This is a genomic window from Arthrobacter sp. DualSoilB13 (assembly GCF_055389195.1).
The window spans coordinates 29,843-48,389 of record NZ_AP035867.1 but is presented as its reverse complement, the minus strand read 5'-3'; the positions used below and the strand labels follow the sequence as shown (position 1 = coordinate 48,389).

18 protein-coding genes are annotated in these 18,547 nt (G+C 61.7%); 16 read left to right on the top strand and 2 right to left on the bottom strand.

Annotation, left to right across the window (positions count from 1 at the left end; all coding sequences use genetic code 11):
* Positions 1 to 17: 17 nt before the first annotated feature.
* The 16 genes from ACZ5J0_RS20955 to ACZ5J0_RS20880 all read left to right on the top strand — a co-directional run bounded on the left by ACZ5J0_RS20955 (position 18) and on the right by ACZ5J0_RS20880 (position 16,401).
* Entirely contained in the window at positions 18 to 695 is a 678-nt protein-coding gene (locus ACZ5J0_RS20955) for a GntR family transcriptional regulator (RefSeq protein ID WP_464094802.1), read from the top strand.
* Positions 696 to 863: 168 nt separating this feature from the next.
* Positions 864 to 1,919, top strand: coding sequence for a zinc-dependent alcohol dehydrogenase (locus ACZ5J0_RS20950; protein ID WP_464094803.1), 1,056 nt, complete (start codon positions 864 to 866; stop codon positions 1,917 to 1,919).
* A 30-nt stretch (positions 1,920 to 1,949) separates the two neighbouring features.
* Positions 1,950 to 2,804: an FAD binding domain-containing protein gene (locus tag ACZ5J0_RS20945; RefSeq protein ID WP_464094804.1), complete on the top strand. Its 855-nt coding sequence runs from the start codon at positions 1,950 to 1,952 to the stop codon at positions 2,802 to 2,804.
* Positions 2,801 to 3,316 (top strand): (2Fe-2S)-binding protein, encoded by a 516-nt coding sequence (locus tag ACZ5J0_RS20940; protein ID WP_464094805.1) that lies wholly within the window; start codon positions 2,801 to 2,803, stop codon positions 3,314 to 3,316. The genes ACZ5J0_RS20945 and ACZ5J0_RS20940 overlap by 4 nt, the downstream gene beginning before the upstream one ends.
* On the top strand, positions 3,309 to 5,633 hold the full coding sequence (locus ACZ5J0_RS20935; protein WP_464094806.1) for a xanthine dehydrogenase family protein molybdopterin-binding subunit: 2,325 nt from the start codon (positions 3,309 to 3,311) through the stop codon (positions 5,631 to 5,633). Before ACZ5J0_RS20940 ends, ACZ5J0_RS20935 begins: the two co-directional genes overlap by 8 nt.
* A gap of 83 nt (positions 5,634 to 5,716) precedes the next feature.
* Entirely contained in the window at positions 5,717 to 7,003 is a 1,287-nt protein-coding gene (locus ACZ5J0_RS20930) for a Tm-1-like ATP-binding domain-containing protein (protein ID WP_464094807.1), read from the top strand.
* A 99-nt stretch (positions 7,004 to 7,102) separates the two neighbouring features.
* Positions 7,103 to 7,762, top strand: coding sequence for a histidine phosphatase family protein (locus ACZ5J0_RS20925; protein WP_464094808.1), 660 nt, complete (start codon positions 7,103 to 7,105; stop codon positions 7,760 to 7,762).
* Positions 7,763 to 7,837: 75 nt separating this feature from the next.
* Entirely contained in the window at positions 7,838 to 8,740 is a 903-nt protein-coding gene (locus ACZ5J0_RS20920) for a cyclase family protein (protein ID WP_464094809.1), read from the top strand.
* Positions 8,740 to 9,270: a gamma carbonic anhydrase family protein gene (locus tag ACZ5J0_RS20915; protein ID WP_464094810.1), complete on the top strand. Its 531-nt coding sequence runs from the start codon at positions 8,740 to 8,742 to the stop codon at positions 9,268 to 9,270. The genes ACZ5J0_RS20920 and ACZ5J0_RS20915 overlap by 1 nt, the downstream gene beginning before the upstream one ends.
* Entirely contained in the window at positions 9,267 to 10,439 is a 1,173-nt protein-coding gene (locus ACZ5J0_RS20910; RefSeq protein ID WP_464094811.1) for a glycerate kinase, read from the top strand. The genes ACZ5J0_RS20915 and ACZ5J0_RS20910 overlap by 4 nt, the downstream gene beginning before the upstream one ends.
* 202 nt (positions 10,440 to 10,641) lie before the next feature.
* On the top strand, positions 10,642 to 10,965 hold the full coding sequence (locus tag ACZ5J0_RS20905; protein WP_464094812.1) for a hypothetical protein: 324 nt from the start codon (positions 10,642 to 10,644) through the stop codon (positions 10,963 to 10,965).
* Positions 10,966 to 11,261: 296 nt separating this feature from the next.
* Entirely contained in the window at positions 11,262 to 12,815 is a 1,554-nt protein-coding gene (locus tag ACZ5J0_RS20900) for a Re/Si-specific NAD(P)(+) transhydrogenase subunit alpha (RefSeq protein ID WP_464094813.1), read from the top strand.
* A complete protein-coding gene (gene pntB, locus ACZ5J0_RS20895; protein ID WP_464094814.1) occupies positions 12,812 to 14,287 on the top strand; it encodes a Re/Si-specific NAD(P)(+) transhydrogenase subunit beta in 1,476 nt (491 codons plus the stop codon). Before ACZ5J0_RS20900 ends, pntB begins: the two co-directional genes overlap by 4 nt.
* Positions 14,288 to 14,891: 604 nt before the next feature.
* On the top strand, positions 14,892 to 15,476 hold the full coding sequence (gene nboR, locus ACZ5J0_RS20890; RefSeq protein WP_464094887.1) for a nicotine blue oxidoreductase: 585 nt from the start codon (positions 14,892 to 14,894) through the stop codon (positions 15,474 to 15,476).
* 126 nt (positions 15,477 to 15,602) lie between these two features.
* Complete coding sequence (locus ACZ5J0_RS20885) at positions 15,603 to 15,839, top strand: hypothetical protein (protein WP_464094815.1); 237 nt, start codon at positions 15,603 to 15,605, stop codon at positions 15,837 to 15,839.
* Positions 15,840 to 16,083: 244 nt separating this feature from the next.
* A complete protein-coding gene (locus ACZ5J0_RS20880; RefSeq protein WP_464094816.1) occupies positions 16,084 to 16,401 on the top strand; it encodes an antibiotic biosynthesis monooxygenase family protein in 318 nt (105 codons plus the stop codon).
* A gap of 260 nt (positions 16,402 to 16,661) precedes the next feature.
* Here the strand turns inward: ACZ5J0_RS20880 and ACZ5J0_RS20875 are convergent, their stop codons facing one another.
* The gene (locus tag ACZ5J0_RS20875; RefSeq protein WP_464094817.1) at positions 16,662 to 17,609 is read right to left on the bottom strand and encodes an alpha/beta hydrolase; all 948 of its coding nucleotides are present in this window, start codon (positions 17,607 to 17,609) and stop codon (positions 16,662 to 16,664) included.
* 169 nt (positions 17,610 to 17,778) lie between these two features.
* Entirely contained in the window at positions 17,779 to 18,543 is a 765-nt protein-coding gene (locus ACZ5J0_RS20870; protein ID WP_464094818.1) for an SDR family NAD(P)-dependent oxidoreductase, read from the bottom strand.
* Positions 18,544 to 18,547 lie beyond the last annotated feature (4 nt).

The following is an 18,547-nucleotide window of genomic DNA, read 5'->3' as shown; positions in this document are numbered from 1 at the left end:
ATGAGAGGTGCCTTAAGATGACTGCCAGCCCAGGGATTTCTGAGCACAGCAACGAGCTCCTATCTACCACGGTCAAGCGGCTCCTGCTGGACAGGATCATGAGCGGACAGTACGAGCCCGGCGGAAGAATCGTCGAGTTGCAGCTGGCCAAGGAGCTGGGGATGAGCCAGTCGCCCATCCGGGAGGCGCTGCGCGATCTGGCCGCAGCAGGCGTTATTACGATTCACCCCCGACGAGGGGCGCGCGTTCGCATGCCGAGTGCCAAAGAACTGGCGGATGTCAGTATCGTTCGCGCGGAAATCGACGCCCTGGCCGCCCGGCTGACCGCCGGTTTGATGGGCGAATCCACTCTGGCAAGCCTTCAGGATCTGGTCGATTCGATGCTGGCCAGCCTCGGCTCCGGCGATTTCCTAGCCGTCACGGAAGCTGACGTCCAGTTCCACAGAGTCATCGCTCTGACATCCGGAAACCAGTCACTGGTGTCGGCCTTCGATCACCTCGCCCCGTTCGGACGCACCTTCATTACCCTGAACCTGCCCAACGTGGATGTGCGCGACCTGCTTCACGAGCATGTCGGCATCCTCGATGCTTTGCGCGACGGTGATGCCGAAAGTGCGTCCAAGGCTGCCCGCGAGCACCAGCTTAACGTCAGCAAGCTGATCCACGACCATTACCAGCCCAAGGTAGTGGGCTAGCCCTTTTGCCGCCTCCGTACGGCAACACCGCAAGATCATAGATAATCGATAATCGTTTGACAGGCCGATATTTGAGGCCTAAGCTTCGAAGTAATCCCGATCACAGTGGCCGCCAAAGTTCATTGGAACCGGACGGCAGGCACTGAACAGACTCAAGGAAGAGATCTAATGACAGAAACGATGGAAGCCCTTGTCGTGCAATCGCCGAACGTTCTGGGCATCGAAACCAAGGCCGTGCCCCAGCCGGGTGTCAACGAGGTCCTGGCCAGGGTGAGGGCGACTGCCATTTGTGGCACCGACGCACACTTGATCCGGGGCGACTACCCGGGATTCTGGCCCTTGGCCTTCCCCTTCACCCCTGGCCATGAATGGGCAGGTGAGATCGTGGCTCTTGGCCCCGGTGCTGAGGCGTATGGCTGGAGCATTGGTGACCGTGTTGCCGGTACCAGCCACAACGCCTGTGGAGCTTGCCAGAAGTGCGTCGAGGGCCAGTACAACGTATGTGAGAACTACGGGAAGGCCGGACTACACGAGCAATACGGCCACAACGTCCAGGGCGTGGATGCCACCTACGCGGTCCACAACGTCAAGTGCATCTTCCGGCTGCCGGACAGCGTTTCATTCGAAGAGGGTGCACTGGTCGACCCGGCCAGCATCGCACTGCACGTGGCCCGACGGGGCAACATCAAGCCCGGTGATACGGTCGCCGTGACCGGCGCGGGGGCAATTGGTCTCTTGGCCGGCGATGCGGCGCTCATCTGCGGCGCGGCCCGGGTCATCATCGTCGGACGTGGTCACCGCCTCGAAAAGGCGGCCGCCATGGGCTTCGAAACCGTTGACACAAACGACGGCGACCCCGTCGCGGACGTCCGGCGTTTGACCGACGACCTTGGCGCGGACGTCGTCCTCGAATGCGCCGGCGTGCCGGAAACACTGACCTGGGCGATGGAAATGCTCCGCAAGGGCGGCCGCTGCGCCATGGTCGGCATTCCAACCGAAGCTGTTGCCCTGACTATTCAGCCCATCGTGCTCAACGAACTCGAACTTGTCGGCTCGCGCGCCTCCGCCGGCGAGATGCGCCGCGTCATCCCGTTCATTGCCAACGGCCGGATGCGAGTCAAGGACCTAATCACCCACCGATTCCCCCTGGCCGAATATGAGACGGCACTGAACACCTTCAACGACCGTTCCAGCGGCGCGCTGAAGATCATCATCGAACCCTGACCCGGACGCACCGGAAAAGAAAGGACGACGATGTCCAAGTACTATCGGCCCGCCAGTCTGGCGGACGCCCTTGCTGCCCTTGCCTCGGCAGGTCAGGGTGGACGTATCCTCGTCGGCGGAACTGACCTGATAGTCGGGCTGCGGCACCACACCCTGCAGCCGGATCTCATCGTTGATCTCAAAAACGCCAAGGACCTCCCCGAACCGATCACCGTTACCGACGCCGGGGTGAGCATCGGTCCCACCTTAACCATGACTGAACTCGTCACCCATCCCGTGGTCCAGGAATGGTACCCGGGACTGGTGGAGGCAGCCGGGAGCGTGGGTTCCGTAGCGATCCGCAACCGGGCAAGTCTGATCGGCAATGTCTGCAACGGTTCACCGGCAGCAGACACCGCTCCGCCGCTCTTGGTCCTGGGTGCATCCGTGACAATTTCCTCCGTTGACGGTGAGCGAACAGTCCCGATGTCCGAGTTCTTCCTTGGCCCCCGGCGGACGCAATGCAGCCCGGGACAGATCGTCACGCAAATCCGACTCCCACGGCCCGCGGAAGGTTCCGGATCGGCCTCCCGCCGGCTTACCCGCCGCCGGGGGGTTGACATTGCGACGGTCAGCATCGCGGCCCAGGTGGACGCCGAAGGAAGACTCCTCCTGGGCATGGGCGCCGTCGGTCCCCGCCCACTGCTCACCGGCCAGACGGATCCGATTGCCCTTGAAGACGGCCCGGCCCTTGTCAAGGTCCTTGACGAGTTGCTGGAGCTCGCCACACCCATCAGCGACGTCCGCAGCAGTCGGGAATACCGCGTCGCGACCCTCCGCGCCCTGACCAAACGCGCGGTCCTGACAGCGGCGAACCGCAGAACCAACAAGGAGATGGCCTCGTGACAAGCAACACCGGGAACCAACAAGAGGCGAGCACTGATCATCAGAACGTGACGTGCACCGTCAACGGAACCGAACGATCCATGTTCGTGGCCACAGAACGCACCCTGCTGGACGGGCTGCGCGATGAGCTCGGATTGACGGGCAGCAAGAAATGCTGCGCGGAAGGCGAGTGTGGTGCCTGCACCATCCTCCTGGACGGCCGGGCAGTGAACTCCTGCCTTGTTCTCTGCTCGGAAGCCGATGGCCGCGAAATCACCACCATCGAGGGCCTATCCCAAAACGGCCTGAGCGATTTGCAGGAGGAATTCCTCAACGCGGGCGCAGTTCAGTGCGGTTTCTGCATCCCCGGGCAGGTCGTGTCGGCCGAATACCTGCTCCGGACCAACCCTGAGCCTTCCGTGGAGCAAATCCGCGAATCAATGTCTGGCAATCTGTGCCGGTGCGCCGGCTACGAGCGGATAGTCTGCGCCGTACAGGCTACCGCTGCCCGGAGGACCTGCAGCCATGACTGAAGCATTGCAGCACACAGCCCCGTCCCACTCTCACGGTGATGGCGACGGATCCGGCCGTAACGTGGGCCAGCCCGTGCTGAGGTACGGCGGGGAGGACCGCACCACCGGAGCCCAGCGTTTCGTTGCCGACCTGGAGTTCACGAACTCTCTGCAGGTAGCTTTGGTCACCATTCCCGTCGGCTGCGCCGACATCACGGGAATCGACAAGGCCGCGGCGCTACGGATCCCCGGTGTGGTGGACGTGGTGGCCGGAGTTGATCTTCCGTCGCCCATGCCGCGTTTTGGCGTATCTCACCAGGACCGGCCTATTTTGGCCGATGGAAGAGTGAATTTCCATGGAGAGCCTGTAGCTGCCGTATTGGCCGAGACCGCTGAAGCGGCATACGCTGGCGCCCGCGCAGTTCATGTTGACTTCAACGAGCTCCCTGGGGTCTACACGCTTGATTCCGCCTTGGCGCCAGGAGCGCATCTCGTTCAGGACCCGGCACTTCGACCTGGCGATCCGTTGGTGGACTCCAACGTCATCAAGGACGCGCTCTACACGTGGGGCGACATCATCGCGGAAGAGGAACGAACCGCCACGGTTGTTGAAAACACCTACACCTTCCCCATGGTCACCCATTTTCCCATTGAGCCGGGCGGCACCGTGGCGATCCCGACCGATAACGGTGGCATCGAGGTTTATTCTCCTGTACAGCACCCTTACCTGCTGCAGCAGACCCTGGCGAAATTGCTCGGTCTGCCGCTCAATAAGGTGCGGGTCTGCGCGCCGGATCCCGGAGGGGCCTTCGGCGGCAAACAGAATCCCAAACTGGAGCCTTTGGTTGCTACCCTGGCTCTTCGCACCGGCAGAACCTGCCGTCTGATTCTGTCGCTGGAGGAAACCTTCCAGAGCATGCGGCGTGCCGGATGCAGGATCAGCGCGCGCACGGGCTTCACCGAACAAGGGCACTTGACCTTCCACGAAGTCAAGGCCGATTTCCTGATCGGTGCCTATGCGGACGTCGCCCCCCGGGTGATGCAGAAAGGAAGTTACGTTGCGGCAGGACCTTACCGGATGCCTGCCGTCCGGGTTGCCGCCCGTGCAGTCCTGACAAACACCACGCCCAGCACCGCCTTTCGGGGATACGGCAGTCCTCAGGTGACGTGGGCGACCGAATCTCAATTGGACGCGGGTGCCCGTGCACTTGGCCTCGACGGGCTTGAAATACGGCGCCGCAACCTCGTTGGAAACGGGGAAGCCTTCGTTCGCGGAGAATGTGAAGCCAAGGCTGACGGTGAGTGGATCCAGAGCCTGGAAAAAGCAGCCGAGCTCATCGGATGGGATCAGCCGCTGGCCCCAAACCGCGGCCGCGGCATCGCGGTCGGCATCAAGCCCGGCGCCACCTCCGGACTCTCGCAGAGCCTGGTCCGGCTGCTTTTTGATGGAAGCGCCATCGTCTACGCTGGCACGTCTGACATGGGGCAGGGAGCGCGCACGCTGTGGCAGCAGATCGTGTCCGATGAACTCGGCGTGGAACTAGACAAGGTCAGCGTCGTCAGCGGGGATACCAGCACCGTACCGTTCGATCTCCAGACTTCCGCTAGCCGTTCCACCGTCTTCATGGGTTCGGCGGCCGTACTGGCGTGCCAGGATGTCCGCCGCCGCGTACTCGATCTCTACGCAGAGACACACGGGATACCAGAGGAGCAGCTTTCTGAAAAGCCTGGCCTCCTGGTTACACCCGACGGTGAGGTGAGCCTTCCCGAGGCTGCGCGTGCGGCACTGGGAAGTTTACGCGGGGAGTTCATCGGCCAGGGAACCAGGCGGCTTCGAGGCAAGGGGCATCACCCGCTGGGCGGGGACGCAGCCTTCTATGAGTTCAACGCCACCGCAATCGAGGTCGAGGTTGATCGCGAAACAGGTGAGCTGCTTCTCACGAAACACGTCACTGTCAGCGATGTGGGCACCGAGCTCAACCCGCTGCAGGTCGTCTCGCAGGATGAGGGCGCCGCAATTATGGGGCTCGGTCATAGTCAGATGGAACAGCTGCTGATAGACGACCATGGCCGGATCCGAAACCTCGGCGCGTTGGACTACCGAATTCCAACCTTCAAAGATGTGCCGGTAGAGCTCATCAGCGCTGCCATCGAGAACCACGACGGTCCGGGACCGTACGGGTCCAAGGGAATCAGCGAAGGCGCGCTGTTGTGCACGGCCGGGGCACTGGGTTCGGCGGTGGCGGCCGCGACCGGCGTCGTGTTCCGCGACCTGCCGCTAACCCCCGAAACTGTCTGGTCGGGGCTGCAGGCAGCGGATCTCGGTCAGCCCGACTGAACGAAAAATGCCGCCAAGGCGGCGAACGGCTATCCCCACCGATGCGGATAAGCCTGATTGGGAAAACCAAGAAAGGAGACATCATGTCTCGTAAGCCCGTTGTTTGCTTGGCCGGAACCCTGGACACCAAGGGAACCGAGTACGAATTCGTTCGCAATACACTCCTTGCCGCCGGAGTCGACGTTTTGGTTGTGGACTGCGGCGTCCTCGGGGAGCCATATTTCGAGCCGGATGTCCCGTCCTCCGTAGTTGCAGAACGTGCCGGCATCGATCTCGCTTCGTTCTCCGGAGGGGTCGAGGGAGGCTCGGGCGGTCGCAATTCGGCCATCACCAACATGAGCCTGGGACTGAAGACGGTCCTGGAAGAATTGTGTAATGAGGGCAAGATCGACGCCGTCCTGGGCTTGGGGGGTACCGGAGGAACGGATTTGCTGAGCAAGGCCTTCAGGGGCCTTGGCATGGGTGTTCCGAAACTCATCGTGAGCACCATGGCGTCCAACAATACCCGCCCGTATGTCGGCCACTCCGACATGCTGATGATGAACGCTGTCACTGACATCGCCGGCCTGAACCGGATCTCGAAGCTCGTACTGACCAACGCCGCCAATGCCGCTGCTGGCATGGCCCGCGGGTACGAGGTGACAAAGTCCCATGCCGAGTTCTCCAAACCGCTGATCGCGATCTCCATGTTCGGGGTCACGACTCCCGGTGTCATGCGTATCCGCAAGAATCTTGAGGAACAAGGCTTCGAAGTCGTCACGTTCCACGCCGTCGGTGAAGGCGCGGGCATGGAACACCTAATCGATGTGGGCGTCATCGATGGCCTGATCGACTTCACCCTGCCCGAGATTATCAACCACTGGAACAAAGGCATCTTCGACCCGGGCATGGAGCGCATGGAGGCTGCCATCCGCAAAGATATCCCCCAGGTAGTCGTTCCCGGTGCCGCAGAATGCTTCAACTTCGGCGCAGTTGACACTATCCCGAAGGAATTCGCCACCCCAGAGCGAAACATCATCATCCACAACCCGAACGTCACCTCCCTTCTGGCGACACCGGAAGAGATGCGGCGCCTCGGTGAGTACATCGCCGACCACGTGAACCGCGCCAAGGGCCCCAAAGCTGTCGCCTTCCCTCTGCTCGGTCTGGACAACTACTTCGTAGAAGGCAGCCAGTGGCACGGTGTCGACACCACCCCGCTGTTTGACACGCTGCGCAGCGGACTAAACCCAGACATCGAACTCATCGAAATGGACAACAACATTAACGATGACGCGTTTGCAGACGCCGTGTTCGGACTGTTCCTCAAGCAATGGTCCGCAAAGACCGACGCCACGGTAAGCCCCGTCGCCGAGATAACCAACGCATAGCCCACATCAACTGCCTCGCAGCAGGGGTGCGCACCGTTACGCAATGCCCCTGCTGCGGGGCCGATACAACAGCCAGAAGTACCACGTCCGGAGGACACTATGAGTCATCAACTGTTCCTGCTTCGCCACGGTGAAGTCGCATCGCACCGAGGCGACGTGCCCGTTACCGCCGAGGGTCTGGAAACGGCCGTCAGCGTAGGGCGACGACTTGCTTCGCAGGCGAATGGCGGCCTTATCCGCGTCATCAGTGGTGCCACGCGTCGCACCCGGGACACAGCTGCGGCAGTGGCAAGAGGTGCCCGCGAAGCAGGTGCGCAGGTACAGGAAGACGGAGTCGCCTTTGCCTTGCGGAACCCCGACCTATACCTTGCCGGTTCGCGTGTTGACATGGTCAGCAGCGAAGCAGCCTTTGCCGCCCAGGTACCTGGACTGAGCGAAGCGGACATCGCCCGGATCGACTTCTACCGAGAGTGGCTTCAGGCCCCTGACCGCGTCGGATGGTGGGTCCGTCACCAGACCCCCCCTGGAGACGATGCCGCGGCCGTCGCCCGCAGAATCAACGCATTCGCGGCAAGCCTCGCTGACCGCGACGACAACACGGTCTTCACCGTTGCTGTCACGCACTCACCGGTACTCCGTGCGGTGGCCCAGGAATTTCTTGGCGAAGAGCCAGGGGAACCACAGTGGCTGGCTGGCCTCGACGTCGAAGTAGCCGAGGACCGCACCGCTCGCTTCAAGCTACTGCCCGAGGCACCCTGACGCCTCCAGGTCGCATTTGGGGCGGGCCCTCACTATTCCCGACTCTGGCAAACCTGACCTTTTGAAAGGACCACCATGAGCACGCAGACAGACCAGTTCCTCGAAGAGGGACCGGCAGCCCACCAATCCGCCAACGAGTTGTTGGCTGCGCTGCAGCTACCGCAGCAAGGTCGGATGTACACCCTTTCCGTGCCACGCTTCACCGGGATGCCCGTTTTCGGCGCCCACCCTCCCTTCGATGTATCGATGTACCGGACCCCGGCCGGGCTGCGCGGCGACGGCGTGAAGCCTTGGGGCGAGGTCAATGAAGTCAATCTGGGCTACATGGCAGAAGTGATGAGCGGTACCTCGCACAGCGGGGCACACGTCGATGCACTCGCGCACATGACCATCGGGGACGATGACCATTGGTACGGCGGGGCAGCAGCAGGAACATGCCTCGGCGACAGGGGCCCAACAGTGGGAGACGGGAGCAAGATCCCGCCGTTCATCCGCCGCGGCGTCCTTCTCGACGTCCCCGGATACCGCGGCATCAACGCGTTGCCCGCCAATGAACCCGTCAACGCCGAGGAGCTCAAAGCCGTTGCCCAGCATCAGGGCGTCACCATCACCGCTGGTGATGTCGTGATGATCCGCACCGGCTATATGAGCGAATGGCCCGACCCCGAACGCATGGCCCGGCACGTGACCGCCGGACCCGACATCAGCGCGGCCCGGTGGCTGCTTGAGCAAGGCGTCGTTGCAGCTGGAAGTGATACCGAGACCTTCGAGGTTCAGCCTGCTCCCGACCCCGGGTCCCCGGCCAACCCGCAACCTGTCCACACGCTCTTGCTGATTGAAAACGCCATCTACCTGTTCGAGTCGATCTACCTGGAAGACCTTGCCCGCGATCGCGTGTACGAATTCCTCTTCGTCGCCCTCCCCATCAAGGTAAAAGGCGCGACCGGCTCCATGCTTGATCCCGTCGCGATCATCTGATGACCGTCCCGGAGCAGAAGCGGATCAGTCTCGGCGGCCGGAAGCCCGCCATTCACCCCGAGGCCTGGATCGCAGACAACACAACAATCATCGGTTCTGTCACACTCCAAGCCCGCGCGAGCCTCTGGTACACATCAGTCCTCAGGGCAGACGGGGACACCATCACCATTGGCGCTGAGAGCAACATTCAGGATGGATGTGTGATCCACGCTGACCCGGGGTCCCCGGTCGTAGTGGGAGAGAGAGTCTCCGTTGGGCATCGGGTCGTTCTGCATGGCTGTCACATTGGCGACGAATCGCTGATCGGCATGGGCGCAGTAGTGCTCAATGGCGCAAGGATCGGATCCGGATGCCTGGTCGCGGCCGGCGCAGTGGTGCTTGAAGAGACCAGCTTCGAACCGGGAACCCTCATAGCCGGCGTCCCCGCCAAAGCTCGCCGCAAATTGACGGAGGACGAGCGGACCGGGATCCGGGCCAATGCAGAACGGTACCTGGAACTTGTGCGTGTACACCAGGAGGCAACCCCGTGACCGAGGCACCAGTGGCGGGACCGACCGTTATCCTGGCTCCCGACAAATTCAAGGGTTCCCTCACTGCCGAAGAGGCTTCAGAGGTACTGGCTCGGGCAATCAATTCCATCTCACCCCACTGCAGAATCCTGCGCCACCCCGTGGCCGACGGGGGAGAGGGAACGGTCAAGCTTGCCCTCGCGAACGGCTTCTCGCCCGTCACAGTCCAGGTAACGGGTCCGTTGGGCAAGCCTGTGGAAGCGACTTATGCCATGGACAATGCAGGAACAGCTGTTCTGGAGCTCGCCGAAGCATCAGGACTTGCCCTGCTCTCCGGCAAACCCAACGTCCAGACGGCGGGAAAATCAACGACCCGCGGTGTGGGGGAGATGCTACAAGACGCACTCGACCGAGGAGTACGGCGCATCATTTTAGGCGTCGGGGGAAGCGCCTCCACCGACGGCGGCGCAGGCCTAGCCCAGGCACTCGGTGTGCGCATCACTGACGGGGCAGGGATTGACATAGCCCCAGGGGGCGAAAGTCTACACTCTGCAGCGCAGATCGATCTCAGCGGCCTCGATCCCCGCATCCGGGCGGTTGACCTTATCCTGGCCTGCGACGTAGACAACCCCCTAACGGGGAACGACGGCGCTGCCGCCGTCTACGGCCCGCAAAAGGGTGCCGACGCTCGAACAGTAGAGGAGCTGGAACGCTCGCTCCGCCACTGGGCACGCCTCGTCACACGCACGCTTGGCAGCGATTTTAGCCAGGTCCCAGGCACCGGCGCCGCCGGGGGGACAGCATTCGCAGCCCTTGCCATCGCCGGAGCACGGCTCTGCTCCGGCGTCGAAATACTCACTGAACTGACCACCCTTGGTCCTGCGCTGAGCGAAGCCGACCTTGTCATTGTCGGTGAGGGCTCGCTGGACGAACAGAGCCTGCGCGGCAAAGGGCCGATCGGAATCGCGGCGCTGGCAAAGCGTCACGGCACGACAGTTGTTGCCGTCGTCGGACGCACGACTTTGGCAGAGGCGCAAACCTTGGCGGCAGGGCTGGACCGTGTCTACGCCCTAACCGACTTCGAACAACTGCCGGAAGTCTGTATGAGGGAGGCCCCCCGCCTACTGGGAGAGGTGGCCGAACAGATTGCCCGCGACTGGCTGTCCGAAGCCACGGATTTGACCCGCTAATGGAATTTGCAACATTCCCCCTCCAGAGGATGGGGCTGGATCCCGACCCAGTGCCAGTTTCTGATGTAGGACTCGAACTCGAGTTGAAAAGAGCCTTGCGAGGCCTTAAAGCCACAAAACGCCGTCGAGACGAGCAGGTCCGTGTTCCTGGGACTGCCCATATCCCTAATAGCCCTCGTCGTCCTAATGAGGAGTAAATTACATGACCACAGTGCCCATGCAGATCGCGGTGAAGCGGCTGGATACGGAAGTGCTGGAGCTGGAAATCACCGTGGACAGCCGCTCCGAAATGGACGAACAGATTTCCGCCGCAGTCGACAAGCTGATGCGGGTCGCCCTCAAACAGAGACGCCGTAATGGGATATCGGTCTCCCGCTTGGGAGACCGGCAGTTCATCGTGGCACTAAACGAGAATGTGCCATTTGGTGTGACGGAAGAACTTGACCTTCACGCCACCGGAACTTACCCCGGTGTTCCCGCTCCGAATTCGTGCATTGCACAACGGCACCGACCGACGAAAGTCTAAAGACCTGTAGCTGGCCGCCTAGCCGCCTAGTGCAGTCGGAAGTGCACGTCTCCGGAGGCTGCCGTCATCCCTTCGACCTCAGCGAAGGGCCAAGCAAGACTGGCCCATATTCGTGTCCCCGCCAGCTAGGTCCTGTCCAGATAGTTCGTCATCGAGGACAGGCAGGCGTCCGCCTCGGGTCAGGAGCCACGCAAAAACGACAGCAGAGCGCTGACGGTTCACAAGAAACAACGGCTTGGTGCACCAGCAATCGGGCACACAGTCCGGGCTTGAAAATGGATGAGAGAGAGAAAAACGTGACACGTATCGGGGTCGTGGCCGAATTAGGTAGCGAGACAAGAGTTGCAGCAACACCCCGCACGGTCAGCCAGCTGATCCAGCTGGGCTACGACGTCGTAGTGGAAAAGGGGGCGGGGGAACCCTCGTCGTTCCCGGATGAGGCGTACGTCGCGTCAGGGGCCCTCATTGTGGGTGCTGATGAGGCGTGGGGAAGTGACGTGGTGTTGCGGGTTAATGCGCCCACCGAGGAGGAGATCGTCCGTCTCGCCGAGGGAGCGACGCTGATTGGGTCGTTGAGCCCTGGATTGCGGCCTGAGCTGGTAGAGGCGCTGGCTTCGCGTCCGATCACGGCGCTGGCGTTGGACGCAGTCCCGCGGATTTCCCGGGCGCAGTCGATGGACGTTCTCAGTTCCATGGCGAACATTGCCGGTTACCGTGCCGTGATCGAGGCGGCTCACGAGTTCGGCAGGTTTTTCACCGGACAGGTGACCGCGGCGGGCAAGGTCCCGCCTGCAAAGGTCCTCGTCGCGGGAGCAGGCGTTGCCGGGCTGGCGGCTATCGGCGCTGCGAGCAGCCTGGGCGCGATTGTCCGCGCGACGGACCCGCGGCCCGAGGTCGCCGACCAGGTGAAATCGATCGGCGGAACCTACCTCAAGGTCGAGGTCGCCGAAGAGATGAAGTCCTCCGACGGATACGCCAAGGCGACGTCCGAAGCGTACAACGCCAGAGCTGCGGAAATATACTCCGAGCAGGCAACGGATGTGGACATCATCATCACCACGGCCCTGATCCCGGGGCGTCCGGCTCCGAAGCTGCTCACCGCCGAAGACGTGGCAAGCATGAAACCGGGCAGCGTCATCGTGGACATGGCTGCGGGCCAGGGCGGGAACGTCGAAGGCTCGGTCGCCGGGGAACGCGTCGTTACCGAAAACGGTGTGGTCATCCTCGGCTACACGGATCTCCCGGCCCGGCTGCCGGCGCAGGCCTCACAGCTGTATGGGACGAACATGGTGAACCTGCTCAAGCTCCTGACCCCGGATAAGGACGGGGTCCTGCGGATCGATTTCGACGACGTGGTCCAGCGCTCGGTGACGGTAGTGCGCGAGGGTGAGAAGACCTGGCCGCCGCCCCCGGTCCAGGTCTCCGCCGCACCGGCGGCCAAGACCCAGGCTGAGGTTGCCGAAAGTACGGCACCGAAAAAGAAACAGGGCCTCAGCACGGCCGGCAAGACAGGACTCTTCGGCGCGGGCATCGCCGCGCTGTTCGGGATCAACGCCGTTGCCCCGGCGCCGCTGCCGCAGCACTTCACGGTATTGATGCTCTCGGTGGTGGTCGGGTTCTACGTGATCGGGAAAGTCCACCACGCCCTGCACACGCCACTAATGTCGGTGACGAATGCGATCTCCGGAATCATCGTCGTCGGCGCCCTGCTGCAGGTCACCTCCGAAAACATCGTGATGCAGGTCCTCGCCGCCGTCGCGGTACTGCTGGCCAGCATTAACATTTTCGGCGGCTTCGCTGTCACCCGGCGCATGCTCGCCATGTTCTCCGCGGGGAAGGCACATTCATGAGCGCCGCCACCGCAACATCAGCAACACTGACGAGGAGCCTTACCGTGACTGACGCCGTCTCCGGTCCGTTGACCGCCGACTCCATTGCAGGTGCGGCCTACATCGTCGCGGCCTTGCTGTTCATCCTCAGCCTCGCGGGCCTGAGCAAGCATGAAAAAGCCCGCGCCGGGGTGGTCTACGGCATCACCGGCATGGTCATCGCCCTCACCGCCACCATCTGGCTTACCCTGCAGGACGACTGGGGCACCAGACACGCCCTGACCGGCCTGATCCTTTTGGTCGCCGCGGTCGCCATCGGCGGCGCCATCGGACTCTGGCGCGCACGGGTGGTCGAAATGACCGGCATGCCCGAACTGATCGCGCTGCTGCACAGTTTTGTGGGCCTTGCGGCGGTCTTGGTGGGCTGGAACGGCCACCTCGAAGCCCCTGCGCTGTCCGCTGGCCTGATGGCGATCCACCACGCAGAAGTGTTCATCGGCGTGTTCATCGGCGCGGTAACGTTCACCGGCTCCATCGTTGCGTTCTTGAAGCTTTCGGCCCGCATGAAGTCCTCGCCGCTGATGCTGCCGGGCAAAAATGCGATCAACCTCGGCGCCCTCGTTGTGTTCGTCGTCCTGACCGTCTGGTACGTCAACGACTCCCGGCTCTGGCTGCTCATCGTTGTAACGGCCCTGGCTCTGGGGTTGGGCTGGCACCTGGTCGCCTCGATCGGCGGCGGCGACATGCCCGTGGTGGTGTCCATGCTCAACAGCTACTCCGGCTGGGCCGCAGCCGCCGCTGGCTTCCTGCTGAACAACGACCTGCTCATCATCACCGGCGCCCTCGTAGGCTCCTCCGGCGCCTACCTGTCCTACATCATGTGCAAGGCCATGAACCGATCCTTTATCTCCGTGATCGCCGGCGGGTTCGGCATCGCCGCCCCGGCCAGCACGGCGGACACGGACCATGGCGAGCACCGCGAGATCACGGCCGAAGCGACAGCGGAAATGCTGGCCAACGCCTCGTCCGTCGTCATCACCCCCGGCTACGGAATGGCCGTCGCCCAGGCGCAGTACCCTGTGGCCGAACTGGCGCACCAGCTCCGCGAGAAGGGTGTAAACGTCAGGTTCGGCATCCATCCCGTTGCCGGGCGCCTCCCAGGACACATGAATGTCCTGCTTGCCGAAGCCAAGGTCCCGTACGACATCGTTCTGGAAATGGATGAAATCAACGATGACCTCGGCGACACCTCCGTAGTCCTGGTCATCGGCGCGAACGACACGGTCAACCCCGCCGCGGCTGAAGACCCTGGCAGTCCCATCGCCGGGATGCCTGTCCTCAAAGTTTGGGAAGCGGAGAACGTCGTGGTGTTCAAGCGTTCTATGGCCGCTGGCTACGCGGGTGTGCAGAATCCATTGTTCTTCCGGGACAACTCACAGATGCTCTTCGGTGATGCCAAGCAACGTGTCGAAGACATTCTCCGTGCGTTCTAGTGGCGAACACAGCTTCCACTCCTGTGCTGGCCTTGGATGGCCAGTGGCCGTCCGCAGGTCCGCTACCCCGCCCTCATCCAACGAATTCGAGAAAAGACCATGCCCCGACGCCGAGTTCTCCCGCATACCCCCCAATATGTGTTCCGGCCACGTAAGACAGACCGGGCCATCACCGAAACGGAGAAATTGGCTCCCTCCAAGGCAATAAACATCGACGACTTTAATGCAGCCCCTTGGATTGGACTGCACTACAGACACGAATTCCTGCTGCACCACAGACACGAGTTGTTAGAGCCCCATGGCACTGAGTGATGACGCCGAACGGCACCCCAAGGACCCAGCGGGTACACGTTCGATATTCCGCTGGGTTTACAAGATACTGCTACCGGTCCGGCGAGCCCGGCACCGGGCCCTAGCCCATTCGAAAGAGAACCCGGAAACTCGTTTCCTCAGAACCCGCCTAAGCGGCGACGACCCATACTGGTGGATTCTTGCTGGAGGTATCCATGTGCCAGGTTTCTCAGCAACCAAGCCCGGCGAGGACACCTCTCAGGCTAAAGAGGCCGGCCTCAGTAAATTCAGGACATCAAACGTCACAGCTGTTCTGCTGGCTGCCGGCGAGGGGAGGCGCCTAGGCCTGGGCCCAAAGGCTTTGCTTCCGTTCCGCGGCCGCACATTGGTCGAAGTACTTGCCGAGGTACTGCTCAACGGTGGATGCCGGGAAGTGGTCGTTGTACTTGGTGCGGAGGCTCGACATGTTCTCGCTTCCACCAACCTTGGCCCAGCCGAGGAGCACAGGGTTCGGGTAGTGGTCAACACTGAATGGAATAGCGGTATGGCCGGTTCGTTCCGGCTCGGAGTCGAGACCGCATTGCCTGGGGACCACGTACTTGTGGCCCTCGTCGACCAGCCCGGCCTGACTACTGACATTGTGCAGACGCTGCTGGCATCACACCTGCCGGGCAGGGTCACAGCTGCGGGCTACCGGGGTCGGTCCGGGGAGCTCCGCCGCGGACATCCCTTGCTGCTTGACGCATCGCTGCGAACGCTGGCCACGGAGACCGCCACAAGCGACTCTGGGGGCCGCCTGTTCCTTGAGGCCAACCCGGAACTCGTTGACCTTGTTGATTGCGGAGATGAAGGGGGAGAGGACATCGACACACGGGACCAACTGCACCTGCTGGACTGACTGCTTTCGTAACCCCTGTTACCGCTGCGGAAACGGTCACGAGCCCGAAGCACATTCGTCAAAACACGCCCATATCCCCACCGACCAACACCAAAGCAACGCGCATCGCGCTGTACTAGGAGGCACATGTTGACCCTCAAGCTGTTATTGCCAGTCGAAGCACACCTGCTCACCGGAAACGGAAATGGCGCGGCCTCGGGCCACACTGTGCAAAACATTGCTTCCACTATCGAATACGCTGCTGCGTCTGCCGCGGCAATACTCCTCTTGGGACTTCTGCTGCTCATCATTCGAAAGTCCAAAAAGGGAGACCAAACAATAGAAGACTCGGAGGCGGCGGTGCGCCATTTCCTGCCTTTGTAGCAAGGATTCCACCTGCAACAGTCAGCTTAAGGAGCTGACTCACTGGGGTGAACAGCCCACTGCCCACTGCCCACTGCCCACTGCCCACTGCACCAGTCTTTAGGTTGGAGTTAGCCCCGGCTCGACGCACCCACGGAGGACGCTGCACCGTGCCCGAACTGCAAGAGCGCTTTCGTTGACGGCACGGCCCCAACCTGAAAACCTAAGCAGACGGAACTGGGTTGGACTTGAGGAGAATGGTTCCATGATGACCGTGGTCAGCACTATGCAACTCCAAACGGGTTCAGTGGACGAGTGGGACCAACTAATCCTCAAGCGCTTCAGATCAGCCCATGACCGTCAGGGCTGGATCTCAGGCCAGCTACTGGTTCCCGCCGACGCACCGGAGACCCGGGTCATAATCGGGACATGGAGAAGCCGGCAGGACTGGAAAGCATGGCATGAAGATCCAGCATTTCTCTCGGTCCGCGCAAGGCTGGACGAGTTGCAAAAAGTTGACCATCGGGCGACGTGGTTCGAGGTCCTTGAACACGTTCATGCAAACTCCGAAGCCCCACAGTAATTGCCGTTCCCGCGCGCCGCACGTCAAAACTCCAGCCCCATAAGTGAGCGCGGCCTGTACTCGGGCCCCTCTTGGAGTCTGTGCCTCATAGGGAGGCCGCCCAGGCCCGCGGCCATCGAACAAGCAACTCCGCCTTATCTTAGAAATCCGGCCTCAGGCTCATTGACCATGTGGCCATGGCAGCGGCATCAACTCATCACGCCGTTCCAACGAACTTTAACTGCCCGCCTTCGACACTGCTTCTATCAAAAGCCGCAGGTTTACTTGTCCGGCATCAGGTACTTGGTAAACCACTGCAGGGCTGCACCCGAGGTTACTTCGAATTCCCCGAGGTAGGCATCGAAGTGTCCTCCCGGGAAGAGCAGCAGCTCTTTTGGCTCAAGAGCACGCTGATAGGCCTGCAGGGCCAGATCCGTCGGCGTCACCCGGTCACTGTCCCCAACGATCATCAGAAGAGGCGTCGGTGAGATCCGACCGATGAAAATCCCAGGCTCATATGCACGTGCCGCCCTGGTTGACCTTACGGTCACGTTGTTCTCCCACAGCCCATCGGGGATGGGCTGCAGGTAGAACGACACGGCTTCAGGATCGGTATAGCTTGCAGGGACAGACCCGTCAGAGACCAAGGCAATACGGTGCGGTTCCTCACCGGCAAGTTGTGCCCGGTCATCGGCGGCGAACGAGGCCTCCAATGCCTCTAGTTTTTCCGGCGTCACCCGCCGGAGTCCTTGCTGATACCCACTGATGGTAGGTACTTGGGAGACGATCGTCTTCAACCGGGGCTCAGTAGCGCCCATAACGAGTGCATGGCCTCCTGAGTAGCTCGAGCCCCACAGTCCGATCCGTTCCTGATCGACTTCCGGGCGGGACTCAAGGTAGGTGATGGCCCTGCGCCAGTCCTCGATCTGCTGCCAGGGGTTAATGTCCTGGCGGGGTGTTCCACCGCTTTCACCGAATCCCCGGTGATCGTGGAAGAGCACAACGAAGCCGGCGCTGGCAAAGGCCTCCGCATATGGCAGGGCGCCCTGCTCCTTGACCCCTCCATACCCCATGGACAATGTCACCGCCGGATACGGGCCCTCACCTGTCGTGGGGATGTAGAGGTTGCCCCGGAGCTCAACGTTGCCGTCGGCACGGAAACCAACCCGTTCGATCGTGTACTTATCCTCGGTTTTCGACCGAAGAGTTTCGTGCTGGCCACTGGTCATGGCTGGCTCCTTTGTCATTAGCAGTGCAGTTGTTGGATTGGGAAGACTATGCGGTGAGTTTTGAAAACTAGTTCAAAGGCTTGCGGTTTGGTGGTCCTACCTCGCCGTACCAGACGCACCTTGATCCATTCGGAGGGGAATTAGCCTCTGTGCTACCGAGCGCCAGGCGCTACGAGGCCATCAACCCGCCGTCGACGAGCAAGATGTGTCCGGTCACGAAATCGGAGGCGTGTGATGATAGGAAAATAACCGGTCCGATCAGGTCCTCGACATCACCAATGCGCCCGAGTGGAGAGAGTCCCTCGAAGAATTTCACCTGGTCCGGTTGATCCGTTAGTGCTTTGATGAATGGTGTGCGGACCAGGGACGGCGCTACGGCGTTGACGCGGATGTTCTGCGGCCCCCATTCGACCGCTAGCGACCGCGTCATATTCACGACGGCACCCTTGGTAGCCTGGTAAGCCAGGTTCGGGTACCACCCGCCGGACAGTCCCAGGGCTGAGGCAGTATTGACGATCCTGCCGCCGCCACCGGTAAACATAATCGATGCCGCAGCTCGTGCGGCTAGCATCGATCCAGTCATGTTCACCGCGATCACCAACTGCCAGTCCGCCATGGTGAGTTCAGTGGTCTTTACACGCCGGTTGACGCCGGCGTTGTTGAAGAGCACGTCGAGCTTACCGTGCTTGTCAGCTATCCGAGCGAAGCCGTCGGCAACGGATGCCTCGTTCGTGACATCTATAGCGATAGCAGTGGCCCCATGCCCGACTTCGACGGCGGCTATTTTGGCGGCCTCCTCGTTGGCATCGGTGATGATGACGGTCGCGCCAACATCGACATATGCCGCTGCCAATGTTTTGCCGATACCGCTTCCGCCGCCTGTGACGACGACGACGTCGCCGTCAAGGCGGAATCGATCGGTGGTCTCGTTCATGCTG

Coding starts and splice junctions, on each gene's coding strand:
- ACZ5J0_RS20885 (WP_464094815.1), top strand. CDS start 15,603: ATGTTGACCCTCAAGCTGTTATTGCCAGTCGAAGCACACCTGCTCACC.
- ACZ5J0_RS20925 (WP_464094808.1), top strand. CDS start 7,103: ATGAGTCATCAACTGTTCCTGCTTCGCCACGGTGAAGTCGCATCGCAC.
- ACZ5J0_RS20905 (WP_464094812.1), top strand. CDS start 10,642: ATGACCACAGTGCCCATGCAGATCGCGGTGAAGCGGCTGGATACGGAA.
- ACZ5J0_RS20935 (WP_464094806.1), top strand. CDS start 3,309: ATGACTGAAGCATTGCAGCACACAGCCCCGTCCCACTCTCACGGTGAT.
- ACZ5J0_RS20955 (WP_464094802.1), top strand. CDS start 18: ATGACTGCCAGCCCAGGGATTTCTGAGCACAGCAACGAGCTCCTATCT.
- ACZ5J0_RS20950 (WP_464094803.1), top strand. CDS start 864: ATGACAGAAACGATGGAAGCCCTTGTCGTGCAATCGCCGAACGTTCTG.
- ACZ5J0_RS20870 (WP_464094818.1), bottom strand. CDS start 18,543: ATGAACGAGACCACCGATCGATTCCGCCTTGACGGCGACGTCGTCGTC.
- ACZ5J0_RS20880 (WP_464094816.1), top strand. CDS start 16,084: ATGATGACCGTGGTCAGCACTATGCAACTCCAAACGGGTTCAGTGGAC.
- pntB (WP_464094814.1), top strand. CDS start 12,812: ATGAGCGCCGCCACCGCAACATCAGCAACACTGACGAGGAGCCTTACC.
- ACZ5J0_RS20915 (WP_464094810.1), top strand. CDS start 8,740: ATGACCGTCCCGGAGCAGAAGCGGATCAGTCTCGGCGGCCGGAAGCCC.
- ACZ5J0_RS20920 (WP_464094809.1), top strand. CDS start 7,838: ATGAGCACGCAGACAGACCAGTTCCTCGAAGAGGGACCGGCAGCCCAC.
- ACZ5J0_RS20945 (WP_464094804.1), top strand. CDS start 1,950: ATGTCCAAGTACTATCGGCCCGCCAGTCTGGCGGACGCCCTTGCTGCC.
- ACZ5J0_RS20875 (WP_464094817.1), bottom strand. CDS start 17,609: ATGACCAGTGGCCAGCACGAAACTCTTCGGTCGAAAACCGAGGATAAG.
- ACZ5J0_RS20930 (WP_464094807.1), top strand. CDS start 5,717: ATGTCTCGTAAGCCCGTTGTTTGCTTGGCCGGAACCCTGGACACCAAG.